Here is a 24617-nt window from a genome sequence, read left to right as displayed (position 1 = left end):
ACACTCAGGCGCCCACGAAGCGCGGGTTGGGCCGGAACAGGTCTTGCCATGGCGGCAGGTCTTCATTCCAGCGCAACTCCGGGCACGATTCAAGGGCGGTCCTCCAGGCCGCCCGTCGGACCGCCGTCAAATCCGGCGTCGCACGCCGCGGCGCGACCTTGCCGACCCCGAGATTGAACGCTTCGCTGCGCCACGCGCACCCCGTCCTGCACCGTTCCGCGCCGATCCCCGGCCGCTGCAACGGGTGCAGCGCATCACGCCGCCGTCAGGCAAAGGTTCCGAATTCCCCATATGTCACAAACCGTACTCACCGATACCTTCTTCGCAAACTTCGATCTTCACCCGCTGCTGCAGCAGGGACTGGACGACAGCGGTTTCACCCGCTGCACGCCCATCCAGGAAATGACCCTGCCGCTTGCGCTGGCCGGCCGCGACGTCGCCGGCCAGGCGCAGACCGGCACCGGCAAGACCTGCGCCTTCCTGGTCGCGCTGATGAACCGCCTGCTGAACACGCCGGCCGTTGCCGACCGCAAGGACAGCGACCCGCGCGCGCTGATCATCGCGCCGACCCGTGAACTGGCGATCCAGATCGACAAGGATGCCCAGGCCATCGGCCGCCACACGGGCCTGAAGACCGCGCTGATCTATGGCGGTGTCGACTACGACAAGCAGCGCCAGCAACTGAAGGACGGCTGCGACATCATCATCGCCACCCCCGGCCGCATGCTCGACTACCACAAGCAGGGCGTCTTCAGCCTCAACAGCGTCGAGGTGATGGTGATCGACGAGGCCGACCGGATGTTCGATCTCGGCTTCATCAAGGACGTGCGTTTCATCTTCCGGCGCCTGCCGCCACGTGAGCAGCGCCAGGTGCTGCTGTTCTCCGCCACGCTGAGCCATCGCGTGCTGGAGCTGGCCTACGAGCACATGCACAACGCCGAAAAGCTGGTGGTGGAGAGCGACAACGTCACCGCCGACCACGTGCGCCAGCTGGTCTACTTCCCGGCCAAGGAAGAGAAGATGCCGCTGCTGCTGAACCTGATCGACCGGCACAAGCCGTCGCGCAGCATCATCTTCGTCAACACCAAGGCCGCCGCCGAGCGCATCACCGAGCGGGTCAAGCGCCACGGCTGCCGCGTCGGCGCGATCTCCGGCGACGTGCCGCAGCTGAAGCGGCAGAAGCTGCTGCAGCGTTTCCAGGACGGTCAGCTGGACATCCTGGTGGCCACCGACGTGGCCGCGCGCGGGCTGCACATTCCGGCGGTCAGCCACGTGTTCAACTACGACCTGCCGCACGAGGCGGAGGATTACGTGCATCGCATCGGGCGTACTGCGCGGCTGGGTGCCGAAGGCGACGCGATCAGCTTTGCCTGCGACCTGTACGCCATGTCGCTGCCGGATATCGAGACCTATATCGGCCAGAGCATTCCGGTGGCATCGATGGATCCGGCCTTGCTGGTGATGCCGAAGCCGCGCGAAGTCGACGCGGAATTTGCCGCCAATGCCGCGGCCGACAGCGCCGCCTTCGGCGATGTGGTGCCGCCGCGGCCGGGCGAGAAACCGCGCCGCACGGGTGGTTCCAGCCGCCCGGGCGAGCGCAGCGGTGGCAATCGTGGTGCTGCGCCTCCGCCGCGCGAGCGCAAGCCGGCGGTGCTTGACGCCGGCCCGGTCGCCGCGGCCGAACAGCCGGTGGCGGTGCCCGTGCAGAAGACCGCCACGGCACCGGCGGCCGATGGCAGCATCGCCGCCGAAGGCACGCGCAAGCCGCGTCGTCGGCGTGGCGGGCGCAATCGCGGGCGCGAAGCTGCGCCGACCGAGGGTACCGGGAACGGCGCTCAGCCGGCTGCCGTCGCCGAGGGCAGTCGTGCTCCGCGCGGCGAGCGTCGCCCGCCGCGCGAGCGCAATGCGACCCAGCCCACCGACAGTCCCGCGCACAGCCGTCCCTCGCGCCAGGTGGCGGTGACTTCGGGCAAGGCGGTCGAGCATGCCCATCCAAAGAAGCCGGGTCTGTTCCGTCGATTGACGCGGCTGTTCACCGGTCGCTGAGCATCGTCCGGAAAAGGGCGACAGGCCCGTTCCGGCGCGCCCGTGCCGCCGGGCTTGATCGAATCCGCGGCGCGGATCCGTCGCCGCGCATTCGCCGCGCATGAATCAACCGCGGCGATTGGCGTGCCGAGTCGTCTTCTTGACGCCGGCATCCCTTATCCTTGCGGTTGATATGACGACACGCAGGCTCGGGGACGCTCGGTGATCCAATTCGACCAGGTCAGCAAACGCTACGAGGGCGGCCATGAGGCGCTCTCGCAGCTTTCGTTCGAGGTGCCGACCGGCGAGATGGCCTTCGTCACCGGGCATTCCGGCGCTGGCAAGAGCACCTTGCTCAAGCTGCTGGGGCTGATCGAGCGGCCCTCGCACGGCGTGATCAACGTGGACGGCAAGAGTCTGGCCCGGATCCGCCACAGCGGCATCCCGAAGTGGCGCCGGCACCTGGGCATGGTGTTCCAGGATCACCGCCTGCTGCTCGATCGCAGCGTGTTCGACAACGTCGAACTGCCGCTGATGATCGGCGGCGTGCCCCGGCCCGAGCGGGCCAGAAGGATCCGTGCGGCGCTGGAGAAGGTCGGCCTGCTCGCCTACGAGCGGCAATTGCCGGCCACGCTGTCGACCGGCGAACAGCAGCGCGTCGGCATTGCGCGCGCCATCGTGGCGCGACCCAGCCTGCTGATCGCCGACGAGCCGACTGGCAACCTCGACCCGCAACTGGCAGTGGAAATCATGGGCCTGTTCGGCGAATTCCAGCAGGTTGGCACCACCGTGTTGATCGCCAGCCACGACCTGCCGCTGATCAAGCGCATGAAGAAGCGGGTGATCGTGCTGGATCATGGCCGGCTGGTCGCCGACCTGGCGGCGCAGGAGGTGTTGTGAGCGAATCTTCCGAATCCGTGCGGGTGGCGGCGGATGCACCGCAGCGCAACGGCCACAGCCGCGGCAGCCGCTTCGGCAGCTGGCAGGAGCATCATCGCTGGAGCGCCGGATCGAGCCTGCGCCGGCTGGCGTCGCGCCCGCTCGGCAGCCTGCTCACGATTGCCGTGATGGGACTGGCGCTGGCCTTGCCGCTGGCGTTCTACCTGTTGCTGGGCAATGTGCAGCAACTTGGCCGCGCCCTCGGCCAGAGCCAGTCGATCAGTGTGTTCCTGCAGCCGGGGCAGAGCGCGTCGCAGGTGCAGTTGCTGGCCAGACAGCTGGGCGATCGTCCCGAGCTGGCAACAGTCAGCGTGAAGACGCCGCAGCAGGGCATGGACGAACTGGCGAAGATGCAGGGTTTCTCCGGCGCACTGCAGACGCTGGACGACAACCCCCTGCCTTACGTGCTGCAACTGCAGCCACGCGACGGCACTACGGCGCAGACGCTGCAGCAGCTGGTGGTCGATGTGCGCGGCATGCGCGGCGTCGACCTGGTGCAGGACAGCGGCAGCTGGCGGCAACGCCTGGATGCCCTGCTCGACCTGGGCAACCGCGTGGTGCTGGTGCTGGCTTCGCTGCTGACGCTGGCCGCGCTGCTGGTGGTGGGCAACACGGTGCGGGTGGACATCGCCAGCCGCAGCGAGGAGATCGGCGTGCTGTTGCTGGTCGGCGCCAGCGGCGCCTTCATTCGCCGGCCTTACCTGTACGCGGGGATCTGGTATGGCCTGTTCAGCGGTTTGCTGGCCGCTGGCCTGGCGGTGCTGATCGAATGGACGCTGGCCGCGCCGGTGGCCCGGCTGAGTCAGGCTTATGATGGCAAGCTGCAGGTAGGCGGCTTGCCGGTATGGTTGCTGCTGGCGGTGCCGCTGGTGGCCGCGGCGCTGGGCTGGCTTGGCGCCCGTCTGGTCAGTGCATGGCAATTGCGCAAGGCCGGCTAGCGTGATGCAGCGGGGGTGACGTGAATCGCAGCGCCGGGGGCGGCTGCCGGTGCACTATGCTTCTTCAGGCTTGTGCAGGGGACGCACTTGCAGGTTCTCTGGCCGGGAATGGCCACGGGTCAAGCGGATGAGTTAAGGAATGAGTACGAAGATCAGCAGCCGTCTGCTTACCGACGCACCGCGGGTGCTGGTGGTCGACGGTTCGCGCGTGGTGCGGCAGTTGATCAACCGGGTGCTGCAGGCCGAGCTGCCGGGCGTGGAGGTGGTCGGCTGCGGCGGCGGCACCGAGGCGCAGCAGGTGCTGGGCGAGGGTGTGTTCGATTTCATCACCATCGCGCTGCGGCTGCCCGACATGGACGGGCTGGAACTGGCGCGCTTCGTGCGCGAATCGGCGCCGCAAGCCTATGTGCCGATCGTGGTGGTGTCCGGTGACGTCGACGATCGCCTGCATCGTCGCTCGCTGGGCGAGCATGTCACCGACTATTTCGACAAGGCGCTCGGTTTCCAGGCGCTGGCGGAATTCATCCGTGGCTACGTGAGCCCGGAGGCCAGCGCTGAAGGCGTGGTGCTGTACGTCGAGGATAGTCGGGTGGTGGCGCTGGCCACGCGCCGCATGCTGGAGAAAATCGGCCTGACCGTGCGTCACGTGGTCAGCGTGGAAGACGCGCTGGCCCTGCTGGAAATGTCCCGTGCGCAGGGTGAGGTGGGTGCCGACGTGGTGCTGACCGACGTCAGCCTGAAAGGCGAGTTGACTGGCGGCGACCTGCTCGAACACATCCGCAACGAGTTCGGCTACGGCAAGGGCCGGCTGCCGGTGCTGGTGATGACCGGCGACGAAAACCCCGCCAATCAGGCGGCGCTGATCAAGTCGGGCGCCAACGACCTGGTCGAGAAACCGGTCGAGGAAAGGCTGCTGATCACCAAGGTGCTGTTCCAGTTGCGCGTGGCCAGGCATCTGCGCGAGCACACGGCCGAGGCATGAGCGAGACAGCGAAGGCGCGGCTGGAGCCGTCGTGGATGGCGCGCATCGGCGACTACCTGCAGCGCCCCGAGATGCAGGCGTTGGCGGCCTTCCTGCGGGAGGAAATCCGTCACGGCAAACGCATTTACCCACCCGGGCCGGAGATTTTCGCCGCGTTTGCGCACACCCCGTTCGATGCGGTGCGCGTGGTGATCCTCGGCCAGGATCCGTATCACGGTCCGGGCCAGGCGCATGGCCTGTGCTTCTCGGTGCGCCCGGGCGTGCGGGTGCCGCCATCACTGGACAACATCTTCAAGGAAATCACCCGGGATCTGGGTCTGCCGCGACCCGACCATGGCTGTCTTACGTCGTGGGCCGATCGCGGCGTGCTGTTGCTGAACAGCGTGCTGACGGTGGAAGAGGGCCTTGCAGCGGCGCACCAGGGCAAGGGCTGGGAAGGCTTCACCGACGCCGCAATCGACGCGCTCAACCGCGAGCGCGAAGGCCTGGTGTTCCTGCTGTGGGGCGCGCATGCCCAGCGCAAGGGCGAGTTGATCGATCGCAAGCGCCACTGCGTGCTGAGCTCGGTACATCCCTCGCCGCTGTCGGCACATCGCGGCTTCATCGGCTGCGGGCATTTCTCCGCCGCCAACCGTTATCTGGAAAGTCACGGCCACGCGCCGATCGACTGGTCGTTGCCGCCGCGGGCCGCGTTGCAGCAAGCGACGGCGAGTTCCGCCTGAAGTTCTAGACGTTGGCCCACATGCGCAGCAGGTTCGCATGCGACTTGCTGATCGCGTCGAACGTGGCGCTCTTGCCCTCGCGCGAGAAAATCTGCCGCTTGGCGTTGTCCAGATCCCACAGCACTTCGCGCCTGGCTGGCTCGCGCACCTGGCTTTGCACCCAGATGATCGCGGCATGGCGCGCGCCGCGAGTCACCGGGGTCACGTGATGCAGCGAATTGGCCGGGTAGGCAATGGCCGCGCCGGCATCCAGCTTGAAGCCGTATTCCATGCCGCTGGCGTCCACCACCAAGTCGCCACCGTCGTAGCTGGCCGGATCGGACAGGAACAGCGTGATCGCCACATCGGTACGCACCGCGCTGCCGAGTCCGCCCATCACCGGCGCATCGACATGCCGGCCGTATTGCATGCCGACGTCGTAACGGTTGAACAGCGGCTGGGTCATGGCGACCGGCAGGATTGCCGTCTGCAGCATGGCGCTGCGCAGAAAGGCGCTGCGCACGATCTCCCGCAGCCGCGCCTGGCTTTCGCTGTCGGCGTTGACCTGCAGGTTCTTCTTCACTTCGCGAGCCGACCAGCCGGCCGTGTCGGCTCCGTCGATGAAGGAAGCGGTGCGGAGCTCGCTGCGTATCGCGCCCAGCTCCTCGGCGGTCAACACATTGGGAACGCAAATGATCACAGTGATTCCACTTGGCGGCGCGGTCGCTGGCGCGGATAGCTGAAGCGCGACGGGTGATTGTAGCGAGCCCTGAAACGTGTGGAAACGAACGGTAGCCTCGACGGGCTGCGGCAGCGAGCCGAGCGCGGTCGAGCCTCCGCTCGACGGGCCGTGACGCGTTTTGAACGTAACTCCCGGCAAGCTGGTGTCGAAAGAAAAGACAGCTGGACAGCGACCGCGAATATATGTACCATTCAGTTCATTAAAAGCCCGGAACCAAACCCGGGCTTAGCACTCCAACTACCCGAGTGCTAAACTTGAACGTCATGCAGGAGGTTTAACCCATGTCTCAAGCCTTGGTGACCGCCAACTTCCCGCTGCCGAGCGTCGTCGGCAGCCTGGATGCGTATATTTCCGCGGTCCACCGGATCCCGGTGCTCAGCTCCGAAGAAGAGCAGGCGTTGTCGCGCGACTATCTCGAGGAAGCCAACCTGGCCGCCGCGAAGAAGCTGGTCATGTCGCACCTGCGCTTTGTGGTGCATGTGGCGCGTGGTTATTCCGGTTACGGGTTGCAGCTGGCCGACCTGATCCAGGAAGGCAACATCGGTCTGATGAAGGCGGTCAAGCGTTTTGATCCCGATCAGGGCGTGCGTCTGGTCAGCTTCGCGGTGCACTGGATCCGTGCCGAAATGCACGAATTCATCCTCAAGAACTGGCGCATCGTGAAGGTCGCCACCACCAAGGCGCAGCGCAAGCTGTTCTTCAACCTGCGCAAGAGCAAGAAGCGCCTGGGCTGGATGAATGCGGCCGAAGTGAGCACCGTGGCAAAGGATCTGGGCGTGCCCGAGTCGACGGTGCGCGAGATGGAATCGCGTCTGTCCGGTCGTGACATCGGCTTCGAGCCGGTGGGCGACGATGAGGATGCGAAGCCGGCACCGGCGGCGTTCCTGATCGACGACGGCGCCGACCCGTACGAGAACGTGTCCGACGAAGACTACGCCGACAACCAGATGCAGACGCTGACCGACGCGTTGAGCCACCTGGACAAGCGTTCGCGCGACATCATCCAGCGCCGCTGGCTGGACGACGATAACAAGGCGACACTGCAGGATCTGGCCGACGAGTACGGTGTATCGGCCGAGCGTATCCGCCAGGTCGAGGCGAACGCGATGAAGAAGATGCGCAGCCTGTTCGCCACGGCATGAGGCACAGGCTTCGAAGGTCCGAACCTGCTTGCGGGTGAGGATTTCCGGAATGGCAAAACGGCCCCGCGAGGGGCCGTTTTCGTAGGTGTGGAACCGCCACCTCGTGGAACCACTGCTGACCTGGCGTGCAGCCTGGCCGGTCAGTGGTTCGTGGTAGCCGGTTGCCGCAGCGCCATGCCCTTCAACACATTCAACGCTTGCGACAGCGCATAGTCGCTGGCAGCCAGCTTGCCGTCGGCGGCGCTGCCGTCGTTGTTGATGTCGGTGCCGGCCGCGGCATTCTCATTGGCCAGATGGTTGGGCAGATCGGCTTCCGAGCTGATCAGCACCGGGCCGCTGTCGGCCTTGTTGACGGTCAGTTCGGCCAGCGCGATATCGGGCTTGATGCCTTCGGCCTGGATCGAGGTGCCGTTCGGCGTGTAATAACGCGCGGTGGTGATCTTCACCGCGTGGTCGGCGTCCAGCGGCAGCACGGTCTGCACCACGCCCTTGCCGAAGGTGCGCTGGCCCATGATCAGCGCCCGGTGGTTGTCTTTCAACGCGCCGGAGACGATCTCCGCCGCCGACGCCGTGCCGTTGTTGGTCAACACGATCAGCGGTGCACCGTTGAGCTGGTCGCCGGGGTGTGCCTTGAAGCTCATGTTGGCGTCCTGCAATCGGCCGCGGGTGGTGACGATGGTGCCGGCGTCGAGGAAGTCGTCGCTGACGCCGACCGCGGCGGTGAGCAGGCCGCCCGGGTTGTTGCGCAAGTCCAGCACGGCGCCCCTGGGCGGACCGTTCTTGCCGATCAGCTCGGCCAGCTTGTGCTGCAGGTCGCCGGCGGTGTCTTGCTGGAACTGGCTGATCCGCACGTAGGCATAGCCCGGTTCCAGTTCGCGCACCTTGATGCTGCTGACCGAAATGTTCTCGCGCACGAGATGCAGGTCGACCAGCTTGTCGCTGTTCGGGTGCGCGATGGTCAGCTCGATCTTGCTGCCGGGCTTGCCGCGCAACTGGCGGAACATGTCGTCCACATTCTGTGCGTCGATCAGTGTGCCGTTGATCTTGACGATGTTGTCGCCGGCCTTGATCCCCGCGCGCGCAGCCGGCGTGTCGTCGATCGGCGAGACGATGCGCAGGCCGCCATCGACCTGCAGCACCTCGATGCCAAGCCCGCTGTATTCACCGGTAGTGTCTTCGTTGAGCTGGGTCAGGCCGTCCCTGTCCAGGTACTCGCTGTGCGGATCGAGGCCGGCCAGCATGCCGGTGATCGCGGCCTTCATCAGCGTCTTGTCGTCGACCTTCTCCACGTACGCCTGGCGCACCACTTCGTAGACCCGGCTGAAATTGCGGATGTCGTCCAGGTCCACCGCGCTCGGCACGCTGGCGCTGCTGCTGGTGGCCGGCAGATTGACCGGTGCTGCGACCGAGGCGCTGCCCGGCGAGTCCTGCGCGAAGCCGGCTGGTGTGGCCAGCAGGAACGGAGCGGCAAGCAGCAGGGCGAGCGGGATACGGGAGGTGGGGCACATGCAGGGTGACTCCGGACAACGGGCAGTTGGCGCGCTCGCACGCCATCGAGTGAGTTGCTGGGACTTGAGACAACCAAACCCCGGGGGAAATTCATCGCAGGTTGGACACTAGCCTGCGGTGCGACCGCCTCGTCGTCAACGGCGCTGGCTCAACCAACTGCGCGGATCGACCGGCTTGCCGTTCTTGCGCAGCTCGAAATAGACGCCGGTATTGATGCCGGTGGGCGCGCTGGCGGTGCCGATCACCTGCCCGGCCTCGACCGGGTCGCCGACGTCGCGCAACACACTCTCGTTGTTGCCGTACATGCTCATCCAGCCATTGCCATGGTTGACGATCACCAGCATGCCGTAGCCGCGCAGGAAGCCGGCGTAGATCACCTTGCCGCGCGCCACGGCGTGGATCTCGCTGCCGCCACCGGCCTTGATCAGCACACCATTGCCATAGCTGTTGACCACGCCACTGGCCGGCCACGGCAGGTTGCCGCGGATATTCGCGCCGGCGCCGCCGATCTCGATCGGCGGTGGCGGTTGGTGTCCCGGGTGCTTCCGGACCGCCTCGGCGCGTTCGGCGGCGGCGCGCGCGGCGGCCTCGTCGATCGCCTTCTGCAATTTGTCGAGAAGGTTGTTCAGTGACTGCGCATTCTGTTTCAGGGCGACCAGCTTCCCGGCCTGATCCTTGTATTGGGCGTCGGTTTCGGCGGCCAGCTTCTGCTGGGCGGCGCGTTGCTGGCCAAGCTCCGCGGCCTGCTGCTCGCGCTTGGCTTTCGCGGCCTGCAGCGCCTGCTGCTCGGCGCTGATCGAGCTTTCCAGCTGCTGCAAGGTGGCCAGGTCGTCCATCAGTTTCTGCACGCGTTGCACGCGGTCCTGCTGGAAATACTTCGAATAGACCAGCGCACGCGCGATGCGCGCCACGTCTTCATCGCCCAGCAGCAGGCGCAGGTCCGAGCCGTGACCGAGCGCATAGGTGGCGCGCAGCAGCTCGGCGATCGCCGCACGCTGGCTGTGCAACGTCTGGTTCAGCGCCGTGCGTTGCTGCTGCAACTGCTCCAGCTGTTGCTGCTTGGCGGCCAGTTCGGCGTCGGTCTGGCGTACCGCGCGCGCTGCGCTGGCCAGCGCATTGGCCTGCTTCGCCAGCTGGGCATTGACGCTGTCGCGCTTGGCAGCAGTGTCGGCCTGCTGTTTCGCCAGCGCTTTCATCTTCTGCTGCAGTTCGGCCAGCTCCTTTCTGGCCTGGGCCTGCTCGGCGGTGCTGCCCTTGATCGGGCGAGCCATGATCGTGGAGCTGCCCAGCCCGCCTGCCAGCAGCACGGCAAGCAGGCCGGGAATGAACAAGCGGGTTACGCGGTGGCGAATGGGCATTCGGCGATTATCGCCGACGCGGTGCTCCTTGGGTTAGCTGGCAATCGCCGCTGGCAGCTGCGGCCTGCCGTGGCGTAGATTCAAGGCATGTGCCTGATCGCTTTCGCCTGGAAGATGCACCCGCGCTGGCGCCTGCTGCTGGCCGGCAACCGTGACGAGTTACATGCGCGTCCCAGCCTTCCGCTGGCGCGCTGGGACGATCTGCCGATCATCGGCGGGCGCGATGGCGAGGCGGGCGGCAGCTGGCTCGGGGTCGGTGACAACGGGCGCTGCAGCGTGGTGACCAATGTGCGTGATCCGGCGGATCCGCAGCGGGGCGCGTCGCGCGGGCTGCTGGTCAGCGACTATCTGGTCGGTGACGCCGATGCGCCGGGCCACGCGCATCGGCTGTTGCGCACGGCGGATGACTACCGGCCGTTCAACCTGCTGACCTTCGATGCGCATGCCGCGTTCTACCTGGGCAATCGCCCGGAGGCACGATTGCAAGCGGTGACGCCGGGCGTGCACGGGCTGTCCAATGCCGACTTCAACACGCCGTGGCCGAAGACGCGCGCCTTGATGCAGCAACTGCAAGCCTGGATCGATGCCGGCGACATGAACGACTTCGCCGACCTGTTCGAGGCTCTGGCCGACGAGCGGCCGGCGCCGGACGCGCAATTGCCGGATACCGGGGTGGGCCTGGAGCGCGAGCGTTGGCTGTCGTCGGCGTTCATCCGGGGCGAGCAGTACGGCACCCGTGCCAGCACGGTGGTGGCGATCGGCCACGATGGGCACGGCGTGATCGCGGAACGGCGCTTCGGCCCGAACGGACGCTTCGAGGGCGAAACGATGCTGCGCTTCACCGGGCGGCCGTCAGCCTGAGTCACTCAAGCCCGGCGCCTACGCGCGCCATCGGCATCCTCGGCTGCCGGGTGGCCGGATCGCTGGATAGCCTGCCCGCTGTATCCACGGAGCGGAGCGCGGCATGCAGACGAAGAAGCTGGTGCCGATGATCGCCCTGGCCATGCTGATGGTCGGCGCGGCGCGCGCGGGCGACTGTCCTGCGTGGTCGCCGGCACAGGCGCGACAGGAGCTGTTCGCCTTGCACGATCGACTCGATGGCTGGAATCACGCCTATCGCGTCAGCGGCCAGTCACCGGTGGATGACGCGGTCTACGACCAGGCGAAGCAGCGGCTGGCGCAGTGGAGCCGCTGCTTTCCCGCGCAGGCACCTGCGCCGCTGGCGCATCTTGCCGACGCCAGCGGCAGCGTGCGCTCGCCGGTGGCGCAGACCGGCCTGGCCAAGCTGCCCGACGCGGCCGCGCTGGCCGACTGGATGCAACGGCGCAGCGGACGCGACCTGTGGGTGCAGCCGAAGGCCGACGGCGTCGCCGTGACGCTGTTGTATGTGGACGGCCAGTTGCGCCAGGCCAGCAGCCGCGGCAACGGACTGCAAGGCTCGGACTGGCTGGCCAAGGCGCAGGACATCGAAGCGATTCCCAAGCATCTGCCGCATGCGCCGGCCCGGGTGGTGCTGCAGGGCGAACTCTACTGGCGCCTGGCGGGGCATGTGCAGGCCGACGACGGTGGCGCCAACGCGCGCTCGGCGGTGGCCGGCGCGCTGGCACGCGATGCGCTGGATGCCGATTCCGCGGCGCAGATCGGCCTGTTCGTGTGGGACTGGCCCAGCGGCCCGGCCGACATGCCGGCGCGACTGGCCGGTCTCCAGGCAATGGGCCTGGCCGACAGCGTGAGCTACACCCACGCGGTGAGATCCATCGACGACGTGCAGCGCTGGCGTGAGCAGTGGTTTCGCCACGCGATGCCGTTTGCTGCTGATGGCACCGTCGTCCGCCAGGGCCATCGTCCAGCCGCGTCGAGTTGGCGGGCCGCACCACCGGAATGGGCGGTAGCGTGGAAATATCCGGCCGCTTCGGCGCTGGCTGAGGTCCGCGCGGTCGACTTCACCGTGGGTCGCAGTGGCCGCATCACGCCGGTGCTCGAACTGGAGCCGGTGCAACTGGACGACCATCGCGTGCAGCGGGTCAGCGCCGGCTCGCTCAAGCGCTGGCAGGAGCTCGACATCCGGCCCGGCGACCAGGTCGAGGTGGTACTGGCCGGGCTGACCATTCCGCGCCTGCAGTCGGTGGCATGGCGCACGCAGCAACGCGCTGCCGTCACGCCCCCGGATCCGCGGCAGCATGGGCCGCTCAGTTGCTGGCACGCCGGCCCGGGTTGCGAGCAGCAATTTCGCGCGCGCCTGGTCTGGCTGGGTGGCCGCCAGGGCCTGCAGCTGGATGGGCTGGGCGAGGACACCTGGCAGGCGCTGATGGATGCGGGCCTGGTGCACGACCTGCTGGACTGGATGTCGCTCACGCCGACGCAACTGGCCCGCGTGTCCGGCATCGGTGCAACACGCGCAGCCACGCTGGCGCGCACGTTCGCCGGTGCGCGCGACCGCCCGTTCCCGCGCTGGCTGCGCGCGCTCGGCCTGCCGGCCGGGGTCGCCACCGGCCTCACCGACTGGCCCTCGATGAGCGCGCGCACGGCGGGAGACTGGCAGACGATCGATGGCATCGGTGCCACCCGTGCGAATCAGCTGGTGCAGTTCTTCGGCTGCGCGGAAGTGCGTGCGCAAGCCGCGCGCCTGCACGCAGCCGGCGTGCAGGGCTTCTGAGCATCAGCTCTTCAGTTCGCCGTCGAGGTAGTACCAGCGACCGTCCCTGCGCGCGAAGCGGCTGGTCTCGTGCTGGCGTTGTGCACGCCCGCCGCCAAGACGATAGCGGGCGACAAATTCAATGGTGGCGTGGTCGCCGTCGACCTGCTCCGCGCGGCGGACCTCCAGTCCCAGCCAGGTCGGCGGCGGCTGTTGCGCGGCCAGTCGCAACGTGGCCGGGCGAGTGTCCGGGTGCCAGCTGGCCAGCAGGTAGTCCTCGCGCTTGAGCACGTAGGCACTGTAGCGCGAGCGCATCAACTGCTCCGCCGTCGCGGCGACCACCCCCTCGTGCAGTGCGCCACAACAGGCGGTGTAACCGGCCGGGTTGCCGCAAGGGCAGGGGGTCAGGGTATCGATCGACTTCATGCCGCCTTTGTACCCGGTTCGGCGAAATTTTACAGGTGAGCCTCGATCGACCCGCGACGCCACACGCGGCAGCGGTTGTTGGCCGGCATCGCGAGGTCGGCGGCCAGGCGCAGGCCGGCGGCGTCCGCCAGCGCGTCGACCGCTTCCGCATCGCGGATCGCCATGTGCGTGCCACGGGCCTTCAGCCACTGGTCGAATGCGGCATTGCTGTCGCTGCTGTAGCGGCCGCCATAATTGAACGGGCCGTAGACCACCATGACCGCATCGTCGGTCAGGATCGACGGCAGCCGCGCGAACATTCGCTCTACTTCACGCCAGTCCATGATGTGCAGGGTGTTGGCGCTGAATACGGCATCGAACGGGCCGGCTGGCCAGTCGCCGCCGACATCGAATGCCAGCGGCGCCGGGGTGTTCGGCAGCGCCGCCTCATCCAGCCAGGCTCGGATGCCGGGCAGGTTCTCGCGGCGATCGGAACTTTGCCAGTTCAGCTGCGGCAGCGCCGCGGCGAAATGCACGGCGTGCTCGCCGGTGCCGCTGCCGATCTCCAGCACGTGGTGACGATCGGCAAACTGCTCGCGCAGCACGGCAAGGATCGGCTCCCGATTGCGCTGGCACGAAGGCGAATGCGGTTTTTCCACGCCGCGATCAATTCAGACCGGATGGCCGCGCAGTACCCGTGCCGGCAACATCAGCAGCGCGCCGAGGAAGGCGAACACGGCGCTGACCGTGATGCCCACCAGCCGCAGCGGCAACAGCAGCAGCCACACGATCGGGTAGAGCACCAGCGCGAGCAACGCCAGCGGCCAGCAGAACACCAGCAGCAACAGCCAGAGCAGGAAACCAGCCATCGGTCGTTCCTCGCGGTTGGGGATGGCGGGAATTCTAGCGCGACCGGCTCGGCGGCCACAGATGACTCACGGCACCCCGCGACGACGCTGGTTCAGCGGGCCAGGCATTCGATGCGAACCGCCAGGGCGCGTGCGTCCTCGTCCAGGGCAATGATTGCGCCATCTTCCGTGTCCGGCCGCCAGCTGTCGCCGGCGTGCAGGCGCCCGTCGGGCGTAACCATCGAGCCTGCGGCACAGAAGACCAGCACCGTCCCTGCGGGCAGCTGACGCGCTTCCGGCCCGGTCCATGCCTGTACCTCGCCGCGCACCCGCGCACGCCGCAGCATCAGGTTGAAATCGCGGGTCGGGCCGCCGGCCAGGCTCACCGCGACCCTGGCCTCACCGGGAAAGGCGAACGGAACCAGTGGCTGGGTCAGTGCATGCGTGCGCTGGTTGTCCAGCGTCATGCGGAAGCCGTCGCCATCGAGCAACACGATCTGCCGGTCGATGCCGGGAAACACCGAGAACGGCGCGGCGCTGTCCACCTCGGCGATGCTGATCCGCCAGTCGAAATCACTGCCCTCCGCCGAGGACGGCTGGACGGCTATTTCGCGGGTGCGGCCAAGCCCGTTCTTCCATGGCTGCGAGGGACAGTCGGTGAGGCGGATGATCATGGGCTTCGCTCGATGACGCGCTCGAACGGTGGCAGCGCGCGCAGCATGCCGGCGCCGTAGCGCTTGGTGACCACGCGGCGATCCAGCAGCACGATGCGGCCGTGGTCGGTCTCGTTGCGGATCAGCCGGCCGCAGTACTGGGTGAGCAGGCGGGTGGCCTCGGGAATGCTGACCTCGATGAACGGGTTGCGCCCGCGCGATTCCAGCCATTCGGCGTACGTCGCGCCGACCGGATCGGTGGGCACCGCAAACGGCAACTGGGTGATCACCACCGTCTCGCAGAATTTTCCCGGCAGGTCGAGGCCTTCGCCGAACGAGGCCAACCCGAACAGCGTGCTGCCCTTGCCGGCCTCGATCTCGGCGCAGTGCTCGGCGACCAGTTGCGACTTGCCCAGCGAGCCCTGCGCACGCACTTTGCGCACCTGCGCGATCGGCAGCTTCTGCAGCACCCGGTCGAGCTTCATGCGCGAGGTGAACAGCACCAGGTTGCCGGCATCCCAGTCGAGGTTTTCGGCCAGCCATTGGCTGATCTCCTCGGCGTGCGCCTCGCGTGCGTCCGGCAGGGTGCGCATGGCTGGCACTTCAAATCGCGCCTGTGCGGCAAGGTCGAACGGCGAGGGCAGGCTCAGCGTCACCGCGTCGTCGGGCAGGCCGACGGCATCGGCAAAGCCGCGGAAGTTGCCGCCGGCGCTGAGCGTGGCCGAGGTCATCACCACGGCGCTGGCGTTGTCCCACAGCACATTGCGCAGCAGGCCCGCGGCGGACACCGCCGACGCATGGCAGACCAGTTGCTGGTCGGCGCCCAGGGTGACCCAGCGTGCCAGCGGGGGGCCATTTTCCGGATCCTCACTGGACCAGGCGCGCCAGCAGGAAGCCTGCTTGCCGATGCGTTCCAGTGCGATGCCCAGCTCGCGCGACAAGGCTTCCTGGGTCGGCCCGCCGTCGGTCATCTCGACCACCGCGCGGCGCACCGCGGCGAGCCAGCGCTGCACCTCGCCGGTAAGCACGTCGAGCACGCGCGCGTGCTCCACCCACGGTTCGGGCAGCTGGCCCAGCGAGCCGCGGTACATCGGCTCGGTCTCGGCCGGATCGGGCAACCAGCCGAGGCGGATCTCCTTCTCCAGTTCCTCCAGCGTGTTGCTGAGTTCCTGCAATTTCTCGTCGCCCTGGTCGAGGCCGAGCTTGCCCAGGCGTTCCTTGTCGGTCAGCGAATAGGCGGCGTGCACCTGTCGCCCGAGCCGGCTCAGCTGGCGCACGGTGGCGGTCATGTAGACCTCGGCGGCGCCGCGGTCGATCGCCTTGCCCGGCACGTGGTGGCCTTCGTCGAAGATGTACAGCGTTTCGTCCGGCCGCGGCAGGATCACGCCGCCCCAACCCTGCACGCCATCGGCGCCGCCTTCGCCGGGCATGGTCAGGTCGGCCAGCACCAGATCCTGGTTGGCCACGATGATCTCGGCGTCGTCCACCGCGCGGCGCGCGGCGAAGAACGGGCAGATCATGAACTGGCCGCACTTGCGCCCGGTGCAGCCGCCGGCGCTGGTGGTGATCATCGGCCGTAGCAGGTCGCTGACCGGTTCCGGCGCGGTGTCCATGTCGCCGTTCCATTCGTGGTGGTCGAACGCCACGCGCAGTTTCGCCAGCGCTTGCTTGTCGCGCGGTTGTGGCGGCTTGGCCCACAGCATGAGGTCCGACTCGAAGCCGGCCAGGCCCATCTGCGCATCCTGGATGCTGTTGGCCGCCATCAGCAGGTTGCGCGGGCACAGGTAGCGGCCGCGGCCCTTGGCCAGCGCCACCTTCGCCTCGATCCCGTTGAGTTGCAGGTAGAGCGGGATATCGCGTTGTACCAGCTGTTCCTGCAGCGCCACCGTGGCGGTGGCGATCAGCAGCTTCTTCTTCTGGAAACGCGCCACCTCGACGCCGGCGATCAGGTAGGCCATCGACTTGCCGGTGCCGGTTGGCGCCTCGATCACCGCCACGCCGCCGGTCTGACCGAATGCCTTGGCCACCTCGGCGATCATGCGCCCCTGCGAGGCGCGCGCACGGAAGCCCGGCAGGCCGTCCTTCAGTCGCGCATAGGCGGCGCGGATGGCGTCTTTGGTGGTGTCGGCGAGCATGGGCGAATCAGCAACCTGTGGCGCGGCCGCGGCCGGCCGCGAAGAGGATCGTCGGCAGGCACGGGTGACCGAATGCAAAGCCGCAGTCTATCGGTATTGCGTGTTCTGCCCCATGCAGGCAGGCTCGACCGGGCCGGACGAGGCCTTGCCGAGCCGGCATGAAGGGGTATCCTGACCAACCGGCGTTGGCAGGCTCGGAGCAGGGAGTCTTCATCGATGAAGCAGGCGGGTGCCGTGGGCTCGACGCCGTACGAGGGATCGCAGCAGGTGGGCTGGCTGGCCCGGCTGGTGATGGCGCACACCCCGGAAGAAGTCCTCACGACCCTGGCCGGGCTGCTCGGCAGTGATTCGCGTTGCGCTGCGGCCGAAATCCTCTGCGGAACGCATGATGAGCAGACCGCGCAGCGGCTGACCCAGGGGCTGGTGATGCCGGCCGACGCCGCCTGGCTGGCATCCGCGCGCGCGAAGTCCGGGCCGGTCTGGCATGCGGACGGACAACGAGTGGCCTGGCGCCTGTGCGAAGCCCCCGAGCCGGCCGTGCTGGTGATGCAGGTGGATCGCGCCAGCGCGCCGGACCTGTTCGCCGAGTGGGAGGTGCCGCTGCAGCTGGCCGGCCAGCTGTTGCAACGCTCACTGGAGTGGGTCGAGCTGCGTGACTCGCATCAACAGCTGGAGCGTTCGGAGAATCTCCAGCGCGCGCTGTTTGCGATTTCCGATCTGGCCGGCTCCGAGCGCGACATGCCGGACATGCTGCGCGGCATTCACGCCATCGTCAGCACGCTGATGTACGCGGAAAACCTGTTCATCGTGACGCGGTCCTCCGACGAGGACACGATCCGCTTTCTCTACTACGTCGATGTCGAGGACTCGACGGTTCCCGGCAACGGCGAAGACATGCCGCTCAGTGCGATCGAGCACACCCTGACCTGGTACGTGATGAGCGACGGCAACGCACGCATGGGCAACGCCGAGGAACTGCGCAGCCAGGCGCCGGGGCCGGTCACCTTGATCGGGCCGGACAGTCACGACTGGCTGGGTGTTCCGATGTTGCGCGAGGGTCATGTCGGCGGCGTGCTGGTGGTGCAGAGCTACCAGCAGAACATCGGTTTCAGCGATGAGGATCTGGCCCTGCTGCAGTTTGTCGGCAGCCACATCCTCACCGCGCTCGAGCGCAAGCAGGGCAAGGATGAGCTGGAGCGCCAGGTGCAGCTGCGCACCATGCAGCTGGCCGAGGCCAATCGTGGCCTGCAGCTGGAAGTCGTCGAGCGTCAGCGCGCCGAGCAGCTGCAGGCGGCGTTGTTCCGGATTGCCGAGATGGCCACCGCCGATATCGACCAGGACGCCTTCTACCGGCGTGTCCACGGCGTGGTCGGCGAACTGTTGAACGCCGAGAACTTCTTCATCGCCCTGCTTTCCGACGATCGCCGCAAGCTGACCTTTCCCTATTCCGTCGACGCCGTGCTGGCACCGCCGGCGGAGCGTCCGCTGGGCCGCGGCCTGAGTGAGTACGTGCTGCGTCACGGCACCGAGCTGCGCCTGGACAATGCGCAGATCGAGGAGCTCGAGCGGCGCGGCGAGATCGCGCCCGGTCGCATGGGCTCGCCGGCGATGTGCTGGCTGGGCGTGCCGCTGATCGTCGGCGATGAAGTGATCGGCCTGGTCACCGTGCAGAGCTACCGGCCCGAGGTGGTGTACGGCCCGGCCGACCAGGAGTTGCTCAGCTTTGCCGCGTCGCAGATCGCCAACAGCCTGACCCGGCGCCGCTCGGCCGAGACGCTGCGGCGTGCCTACGGTGAACTCGAGCAGCGGGTGGAAGAACGCACGCTGGCGCTGCGCAAGGAAATCATCGAGCGCGAGCGCATGCAGGATCAGCTACGCCATCAGGTCATGCACGATTCGCTGACGGGGTTGCCGAACCGCAGCTACCTGCGCGACCGCATCGACCGCGTGCTGGCCACGATGCGGCACAACGCGGACCAGCGCTGTGCGCTGCTGTACCTGGATGTGGATCGCTTCAAGATCATCAACGACAGCCTCGGCCACCTGGCCGGCGACGAGGTACTGAAGGAAGTGGCCAATCGCCTGGCCGCCTGCGTGCGTCATCCCGATCTGGTGGCGCGCCTGGCCGGCGACGAATTCGCGATCCTGCTGGAACAGGAAGAACTGCCGCCGGCAGCCGCCACTGTGGCGCAGCGAATCCTGGATGCACTGGGTCCGCCGATGCTGATCGCCGGCAAGGAGTTGCAAGTGACCGCCAGCGTCGGCATCGCGATGGGCGACGACCACTATGCGGCCGCCGACGAGATGCTGCGCGATGCCGACATCGCGCTTTATCGGGCCAAGGAACTCGGCCGCAAGCGCTACGCGATGTTCGACGAGACGCTGGCAAAGAATGTGGTCGACGTGCTGGCGCTGGAAGGCGAGCTGCGCCAGGCGCTGCAGCGCGATCAATTCGAGCCCTATTTCCAGCCGATCTGCGCCCTCGACGGCAGCGACCGCGTGCTCGGTTACGAGGCGCTGATCCGCTGGAACCACCCGCGACGCGGCGTGCTGGTCCCCGGCGATTTCCTGAAGATCGCCGAGGACAGCGGACTGGTCGAGGCGATCGACTGGCGCATGTTCGAGCTGAGCTGCCAGCGACTGCTTCGCCACGGCAGCGACGACACATTCATGACCATCAACGTCTCGGCGCTGCATCTGCGCCATGCGGATTTCGACCACCGCCTGGTGCAGCTGCTGGAGAAGACCGGGCTGTCCCCGTCGCGGCTGGTGGTGGAGGTCACCGAAGGTGCCTTGCTGGACAATCCCGATCATGTGCGCGGCATGCTGGACCGACTGCGCCTGATCGGCGTCGGCGCGGCGCTGGATGATTTCGGCACGGGGTATTCGTCACTGAGCTACCTGCACTCGCTGCCGCTGCGCATCCTGAAGATCGATCGCGCCTTCGTGAGCGAGCTGGACAAGGGGGCGAACACGTCGGGTACCACCGTGGTCGCGGCGATCCTGGCGCTGGCGCGCGCGCTGAACATCCAGATGATCGCCGAGGGCATCGAGACGCCGATCCAGCGCGGTGCGCTGATCGCGATGGGTTGCGAGATGGGCCAGGGCTATTTGCTCGGACGTCCCGCGCCGATGGTGACACCGCCATTGCGCGGCGTCACCGGCTGAAGTCAGGCCGCGTCGCCCGCCGCAATCTGGCGCAAGGCCTGCTCAAAAGCTTCCGGCGGCTGGCCACCCGAAATCAGGTGCTGGCCGTTGATGATGGTGGCCGGCACCGAATGGATGCCACGGCTCTGGAAGAACGCCTCCTGCACGCGTACCTCGTCGGCGAATTCGTCGCCAGCCAGAATCGCGCGGGCGCGATCCACATCCAGCCCGACTTCGCCGGCCAGCCGCAGCAAGGTGTCGTGCGCACTGACGTCCTCGCCATCAGTGAAGTAGGCGCGCAGAAGCATCTGCTTCAGTGCCAGCTGACGACCTTCGAGTTCAGCCCAATGCAGCAATCGGTGCGCGTCGAAGGTGTTGTAGACGCGGCTGCGCCGATCCATGTTGAAGGTGAAACCCAGTGCCGCGCCGCGTTCGCGGATCGCCGCACGATTGGCGTCGATCTGTTCGGCGCTGCTGCCGTACTTGCGCACCAGGTGTTCGGTGGAATCCTCGCCCGCGGGCGGCATCTGCGGATTCAGCTCGAATGGCTGGAAATGGATTTCGGCGCTGACCTCGCCCTCCAGCTTCGCCAGCGCCTGCTGCAGCGAGGCCAGGCCGATCGCGCACCACGGACAGGAGACGTCGGAGACGAAATCGATGCGCAGCGGGACAGGCGTGGTCATGGCAATACCTCGATCGGAAGCGTGGCAGGCGGAAAGCCCGATGCCTCCGAGATGAGGTCGCAGCGGCAGGCAATCAATCGCCGCCCAACAGCTCAGGGCCCGGCGATATCCCGCGCCACCGCCTCGGCCACCTTGATGCCGTCCACCGCCGCCGAAAGGATGCCGCCGGCGTAGCCGGCGCCTTCCCCGGCGGGGTACAGGCCGCGGGTGTTGAGGCTTTGCAGGCTGTCGTCGCGCTTGATCCGCACCGGCGAAGAGGTGCGGGTTTCGACGCCGGTGAGGATGGCGTCGTGCATCGCGTAGCCGCGGATCTGCCGCTCGAATGCGGGCAGCGCTTCGCGGATCGCGGCGATGGCGTACTCGGGCAGCGCGCTGTCGAGGCTGCCCAGGCTGACGCCGGGTTGGTAGGACGGCTGCACGTCGCCGAACTGGCGTGAGGCACGGCCGGCGAGGAAGTCGCCGACCAGTTGCGCCGGAGCGCTGTAGTTCTCGCCGCCCAATGCATAGGCATGGCTTTCCAGCGTGCGTTGCAGGGCGATGCCGGCAAGCGGGCTGCCGCTGGCGTCAAACGCGGCAAAGTCAGACGGTTCGATGCCGACCACCACCGCCGCGTTCGCATTGCGTTCGTTGCGCGAGTACTGGCTCATGCCGTTGGTGACCACGCGGCCCGGTTCACTGGCGGCAGCCACCACGGTTCCGCCGGGACACATGCAGAAGCTGTACACCGAGCGGCCGCTGCCGGCGTGACTGCCCTTGCAGTGATGCACCAGCTTGTAGTCGGCTGCGCCGAGGATCGGGTGGCCAGCCTGAGGGCCGAAGCGGGCCAGGTCGATCACCGACTGCGGATGCTCGATGCGGAAGCCGATCGAGAAGGGTTTCGCTTCCAGGTAGACGCCGCGCGCGTGCAGCATCTCGAACGTGTCGCGCGCACTGTGGCCCAGGGCCAGCACCACGTGATCGGCGCGCAGCTGCTCGCCGCTGGCCAGGGTGACGCCGCGCACGTGCCGCACGCCGGCTGCGTCGGTGTCGATCAGCAGGTCGTCGACGCGCTGGCTGAAACGGATCTCGCCGCCCAGCGACTCGATCGTCTCGCGCATTTTCTCCACCATCGTCACCAGCCGGAAGGTGCCGATGTGCGGCTTGCTGACGTAGAGGATTTCCTCCGGCGCGCCGGCCTTGACGAACTCGGTCAGCACCTTGCGGCCATGGTGCTGCGGGTCGCGGATCTGGCTGTACAGCTTGCCGTCGGAAAAGGTGCCGGCGCCGCCCTCGCCGAACTGCACGTTCGACTCCGGATGCAGGTTGCGCTTGCGCCACAGGTCCCAGGTGTCACGGGTGCGCTCGCGCACGGCCTTGCCGCGATCGAGGATGATCGGGCGGAAACCCATCTGCGCCAGGATCAGTCCCGCGAACAAGCCGCAGGGGCCGAAGCCGATCACCAGCGGGCGGTGCTCGAGCTGCGGCGGCGCCTTGGCCACGAAGTGGTAATCGGTGTCCGGTGTTGGTTGCACGTGCGGGTCGTCGGCGAAACGCTGCAGCAGCTCGGCTTCGCGCGGCGTGTCGATGTCCAGCGCATAGACCAGCAGGATCGCGCCCCGCTTGCGCGCGTCGTGGCCGCGCCGCGCCACGGTAAAGCCGTGGACGTCGCTTGCTTCGACGTGCAGCCGCTGGCGGATGGCCGCGCCCAGTGCGGCCTCGTCGTGATCGAGGGGCAGCTTGAGGTCGGTCAGTCGCAGCATGGTCCAGCTATCCGGAGGGGCGTGAGATGCATGCGGCGATTTTCGCAGATATCGCGCCGTCGCGAGGGTCGCGACGGCGCATGCCACTCAGGCCTGCCCGATTCAGGCCTGGCCGATGAAATCCATCTTGCCGATGTCGGTGCCCGCCTCGCGCAGGATGTTGTAGGCGGTGGTGCAGTGGAAGAACAGGTTGGGAATCAGGAAGCCCAGCAGGTAGGCCTGGCCTTCGAAATTCATTTCGCCGTTGCGCATCTTCAGCTGGATCGCGCGGGTCTCGCTGCCGTCGATCTGCGCGGCCGTGAAGCTCTTGATGTAATCGGTGGCGCGGGCGATGCGGTCGTAGGCCTGCTCCAGCGTGGTCTCATTGTCCTCGAAGCTCTGCGGCTCCATGCCGGCCAGGCGGGCGGTACCGCGGGTGGCCATGTCGCAGGCGATCTGGATCTGCTTGATCAGCGGCAGCATGTCGGGAATCAGCCGCGTCTGCAGCAGCACTTCGTCGCTGACGTTCTTCGCTTTGGCGTGCGCCGCGCCCTTCTCCAGCACGTGGGTGAGGTTGCCCAGTGCACGGACGAAAACGGGAACAGAGGCCTGGTACATGGAAAGTGTCATGGGTGATCTTCCTGGTCGTGGATGGCTTGGGGAGGGTGGGACGGTGCAGAGGGATGGATCGCGACGAACGGCGGCATCTCAACCGGCGGCATCGCGGGCAGCGGTTCTTCGATCTGCGCGCTGGCGCCGGGCGGTGACAGCCGCCGTGTCGCACGCGCGGCCATCACCAGGCCGATCAGCATCAGCGTGGCCGAAAGCAGGAAGGCTACACCCGGCAAGTGGATCGCCGAACCCGGCGCGATCGACAGCGCGAAAATCTGCGCGAACAGGTATGGCCCGAAAATGCCGGCGAAACTGCCCAGGCTGCCGATCGCACCCTGCAGGCGGCCCTGCTCGGACGGATCGACCTGTTGCGTCATCAGCGACTGGATCGGCGGCATCGCCAGTCCCCACAAGGCCAGCAGCGGAACGCCAAACAGGAAGGCCCAGCCGACATCGGCCAGCCCCATCACCAGGAATGCACCCACGCCGAACAGCATGCCGGCCAGCAGTACGCGTCGCTCGCCGAAGCGCGGCGCCAGCTTGCCGGTGAGCACCGCCTGCACGAAGCCGTCGCACGCGCCCACCAGCATCAGCACGTAGCCGACCGCCTGCGGCCCCCAGCTGTAGCGATAGTCCGCATAGAGCACGAACACTGTCTGCAATACGTAATGCGCCAGGTAGACCAGGAACAGCACCAGCGCCAACTGGAACACCTGGGGCTGGCGACGCAGCAGTTTCAGCGAGCCGAACGGGTGCGCGCTGTGCAACTCGATGCGCGCGGTGCGACGTTCCTTCGGCAGCGATTCGGGCAGGATGAAGCAGCCATACAGGAAGTTGCACAGCGCCAGCGCGGCGGCCACCCAGAATGGCAGCCGCAACGCGATCCCGCCGAGGAAACCGCCCAGCCCGGGGCCGATGATGAAGCCCAGCCCGAACGCGCTGCCGAGAACGCCGAACGCGGCGGCGCGTTTCTCCGCGGGGATGATGTCGGCGACATAGGCATTGGCGGTGCTGAAGCTGGCTGCGGTCATGCCCAGCAGCACCCGCGCCACGAACAGCAGCCACAGCGTGGGTGCCAGCGCCAGGATCACGAAATCCACCGCCAGCCCGAGGTTGGAAATCAGGATCACCGGTCGCCTTCCATAGCGATCGGAGAGCGCGCCCTGCACCGGCGCGAACACGAACTGCACGATCGCGAAAACGGTGCTGAAGATGCCCACCCACCAGGCCGCCTTCGCGATGCCGCCACCGGCCAGTTGCTCGATCAGATGCGGCAGCACCGGAATGATGATGCCGAACGCCAGCATGTCCAGCAGCACGGTGACGTAGATGAAGGCCAGCGCGGCACGATGGCGCGGAGCGGCGGGAATCGGCGGCTGGTCCATGGGCGTGGCGAAGCAGAGGGACTGCGACGATAACCGAAGCACGGGCCGTGCGGCATGTGC

The 24617-nt window shown here is 67.2% G+C and carries 21 protein-coding genes; 9 read left to right on the top strand and 12 right to left on the bottom strand.

The window, feature by feature from the left end:
* Positions 1-291: 291 nt before the first annotated feature.
* The 5 genes from ACQGNJ_RS16630 (at position 292) to ung (ending at position 5606) form a co-directional block, all read left to right on the top strand.
* Positions 292-2046 carry a DEAD/DEAH box helicase gene (locus tag ACQGNJ_RS16630; protein ID WP_426690360.1) on the top strand — a complete coding sequence of 585 codons (1755 nt, stop codon included), beginning with the start codon at positions 292-294 and terminating at the stop codon, positions 2044-2046.
* Between the two features lie 201 nt (positions 2047-2247).
* On the top strand, positions 2248-2925 hold the full coding sequence (gene ftsE, locus ACQGNJ_RS16625) for a cell division ATP-binding protein FtsE (protein WP_426690359.1): 678 nt from the start codon (positions 2248-2250) through the stop codon (positions 2923-2925).
* Positions 2926-2948: 23 nt separating this feature from the next.
* Entirely contained in the window at positions 2949-3902 is a 954-nt protein-coding gene (gene ftsX, locus ACQGNJ_RS16620) for a permease-like cell division protein FtsX (protein ID WP_426690673.1), read from the top strand.
* 139 nt (positions 3903-4041) lie between these two features.
* Entirely contained in the window at positions 4042-4884 is an 843-nt protein-coding gene (locus ACQGNJ_RS16615) for a response regulator (protein WP_426690358.1), read from the top strand.
* Positions 4881-5606 (top strand): uracil-DNA glycosylase, encoded by a 726-nt coding sequence (ung, locus tag ACQGNJ_RS16610; RefSeq protein WP_426690357.1) that lies wholly within the window; start codon positions 4881-4883, stop codon positions 5604-5606. Before ACQGNJ_RS16615 ends, ung begins: the two co-directional genes overlap by 4 nt.
* 4 nt (positions 5607-5610) lie before the next feature.
* Here the strand turns inward: ung and ACQGNJ_RS16605 are convergent, their stop codons facing one another.
* A complete protein-coding gene (locus tag ACQGNJ_RS16605; RefSeq protein ID WP_426690356.1) occupies positions 5611-6285 on the bottom strand; it encodes a Fe2+-dependent dioxygenase in 675 nt (224 codons plus the stop codon).
* A gap of 323 nt (positions 6286-6608) precedes the next feature.
* On the opposite strand from ACQGNJ_RS16605, the gene rpoH reads away from it, so the two are divergent.
* On the top strand, positions 6609-7469 hold the full coding sequence (gene rpoH / locus ACQGNJ_RS16600; RefSeq protein ID WP_426690355.1) for an RNA polymerase sigma factor RpoH: 861 nt from the start codon (positions 6609-6611) through the stop codon (positions 7467-7469).
* A gap of 140 nt (positions 7470-7609) precedes the next feature.
* Here the strand turns inward: rpoH and ACQGNJ_RS16595 are convergent, their stop codons facing one another.
* The gene (locus tag ACQGNJ_RS16595) at positions 7610-8977 is read right to left on the bottom strand and encodes a S41 family peptidase (RefSeq protein ID WP_426690354.1); all 1368 of its coding nucleotides are present in this window, start codon (positions 8975-8977) and stop codon (positions 7610-7612) included.
* 135 nt (positions 8978-9112) lie between these two features.
* Positions 9113-10336 carry a murein hydrolase activator EnvC family protein gene (locus ACQGNJ_RS16590; protein WP_426690353.1) on the bottom strand — a complete coding sequence of 408 codons (1224 nt, stop codon included), beginning with the start codon at positions 10334-10336 and terminating at the stop codon, positions 9113-9115.
* A gap of 87 nt (positions 10337-10423) precedes the next feature.
* On the opposite strand from ACQGNJ_RS16590, the gene ACQGNJ_RS16585 reads away from it, so the two are divergent.
* Both ACQGNJ_RS16585 and ligB read left to right on the top strand, forming a co-directional pair.
* A complete protein-coding gene (locus ACQGNJ_RS16585) occupies positions 10424-11197 on the top strand; it encodes an NRDE family protein (protein WP_426690352.1) in 774 nt (257 codons plus the stop codon).
* Between the two features lie 103 nt (positions 11198-11300).
* Positions 11301-12992, top strand: coding sequence for an NAD-dependent DNA ligase LigB (ligB, locus tag ACQGNJ_RS16580; RefSeq protein ID WP_426690351.1), 1692 nt, complete (start codon positions 11301-11303; stop codon positions 12990-12992).
* Positions 12993-12995: 3 nt separating this feature from the next.
* Here ligB and ACQGNJ_RS16575 read toward each other — a convergent pair whose 3' ends face one another.
* From ACQGNJ_RS16575 to dinG, 5 genes are all read right to left on the bottom strand, one after another.
* The gene (locus ACQGNJ_RS16575; RefSeq protein WP_426690350.1) at positions 12996-13397 is read right to left on the bottom strand and encodes a YchJ family protein; all 402 of its coding nucleotides are present in this window, start codon (positions 13395-13397) and stop codon (positions 12996-12998) included.
* Between the two features lie 29 nt (positions 13398-13426).
* Positions 13427-14035 (bottom strand): DUF938 domain-containing protein, encoded by a 609-nt coding sequence (locus tag ACQGNJ_RS16570; protein WP_426690349.1) that lies wholly within the window; start codon positions 14033-14035, stop codon positions 13427-13429.
* A gap of 12 nt (positions 14036-14047) precedes the next feature.
* Complete coding sequence (locus ACQGNJ_RS16565) at positions 14048-14245, bottom strand: hypothetical protein (RefSeq protein WP_211004710.1); 198 nt, start codon at positions 14243-14245, stop codon at positions 14048-14050.
* Between the two features lie 92 nt (positions 14246-14337).
* Entirely contained in the window at positions 14338-14898 is a 561-nt protein-coding gene (locus tag ACQGNJ_RS16560; RefSeq protein ID WP_426690348.1) for a HutD/Ves family protein, read from the bottom strand.
* On the bottom strand, positions 14895-17012 hold the full coding sequence (gene dinG, locus ACQGNJ_RS16555; protein WP_426690347.1) for an ATP-dependent DNA helicase DinG: 2118 nt from the start codon (positions 17010-17012) through the stop codon (positions 14895-14897). The genes ACQGNJ_RS16560 and dinG overlap by 4 nt, the downstream gene beginning before the upstream one ends.
* Positions 17013-17228: 216 nt before the next feature.
* Here dinG and ACQGNJ_RS16550 point away from each other — a divergent pair, with 216 nt between their 5' ends.
* Positions 17229-20180, top strand: a complete 2952-nt coding sequence (locus ACQGNJ_RS16550; protein ID WP_426690346.1) for a bifunctional diguanylate cyclase/phosphodiesterase — start codon at positions 17229-17231, stop codon at positions 20178-20180.
* A gap of 2 nt (positions 20181-20182) precedes the next feature.
* Here ACQGNJ_RS16550 and ACQGNJ_RS16545 read toward each other — a convergent pair whose 3' ends face one another.
* The 4 genes from ACQGNJ_RS16545 to ACQGNJ_RS16530 all read right to left on the bottom strand — a co-directional run bounded on the left by ACQGNJ_RS16545 (position 20183) and on the right by ACQGNJ_RS16530 (position 24557).
* Entirely contained in the window at positions 20183-20842 is a 660-nt protein-coding gene (locus tag ACQGNJ_RS16545; RefSeq protein WP_426690345.1) for a DsbA family oxidoreductase, read from the bottom strand.
* 92 nt (positions 20843-20934) lie between these two features.
* A complete protein-coding gene (locus tag ACQGNJ_RS16540) occupies positions 20935-22581 on the bottom strand; it encodes an NAD(P)/FAD-dependent oxidoreductase (RefSeq protein ID WP_426690344.1) in 1647 nt (548 codons plus the stop codon).
* A gap of 102 nt (positions 22582-22683) precedes the next feature.
* A complete protein-coding gene (locus ACQGNJ_RS16535; protein ID WP_426690343.1) occupies positions 22684-23190 on the bottom strand; it encodes a DUF1993 domain-containing protein in 507 nt (168 codons plus the stop codon).
* Positions 23187-24557, bottom strand: a complete 1371-nt coding sequence (locus ACQGNJ_RS16530) for a TCR/Tet family MFS transporter (protein ID WP_426690342.1) — start codon at positions 24555-24557, stop codon at positions 23187-23189. Before ACQGNJ_RS16530 ends, ACQGNJ_RS16535 begins: the two co-directional genes overlap by 4 nt.
* Positions 24558-24617: the final 60 nt, after the last annotated feature.

Origin of the sequence: Rhodanobacter ginsengiterrae, from assembly GCF_050026815.1 — a bacterium.
Lineage (GTDB): Bacteria > Pseudomonadota > Gammaproteobacteria > Xanthomonadales > Rhodanobacteraceae > Rhodanobacter > Rhodanobacter ginsengiterrae.
The sequence above is the reverse complement of the archived record's forward strand: the minus strand, read 5'-3'. Positions and strand labels throughout refer to the sequence as shown.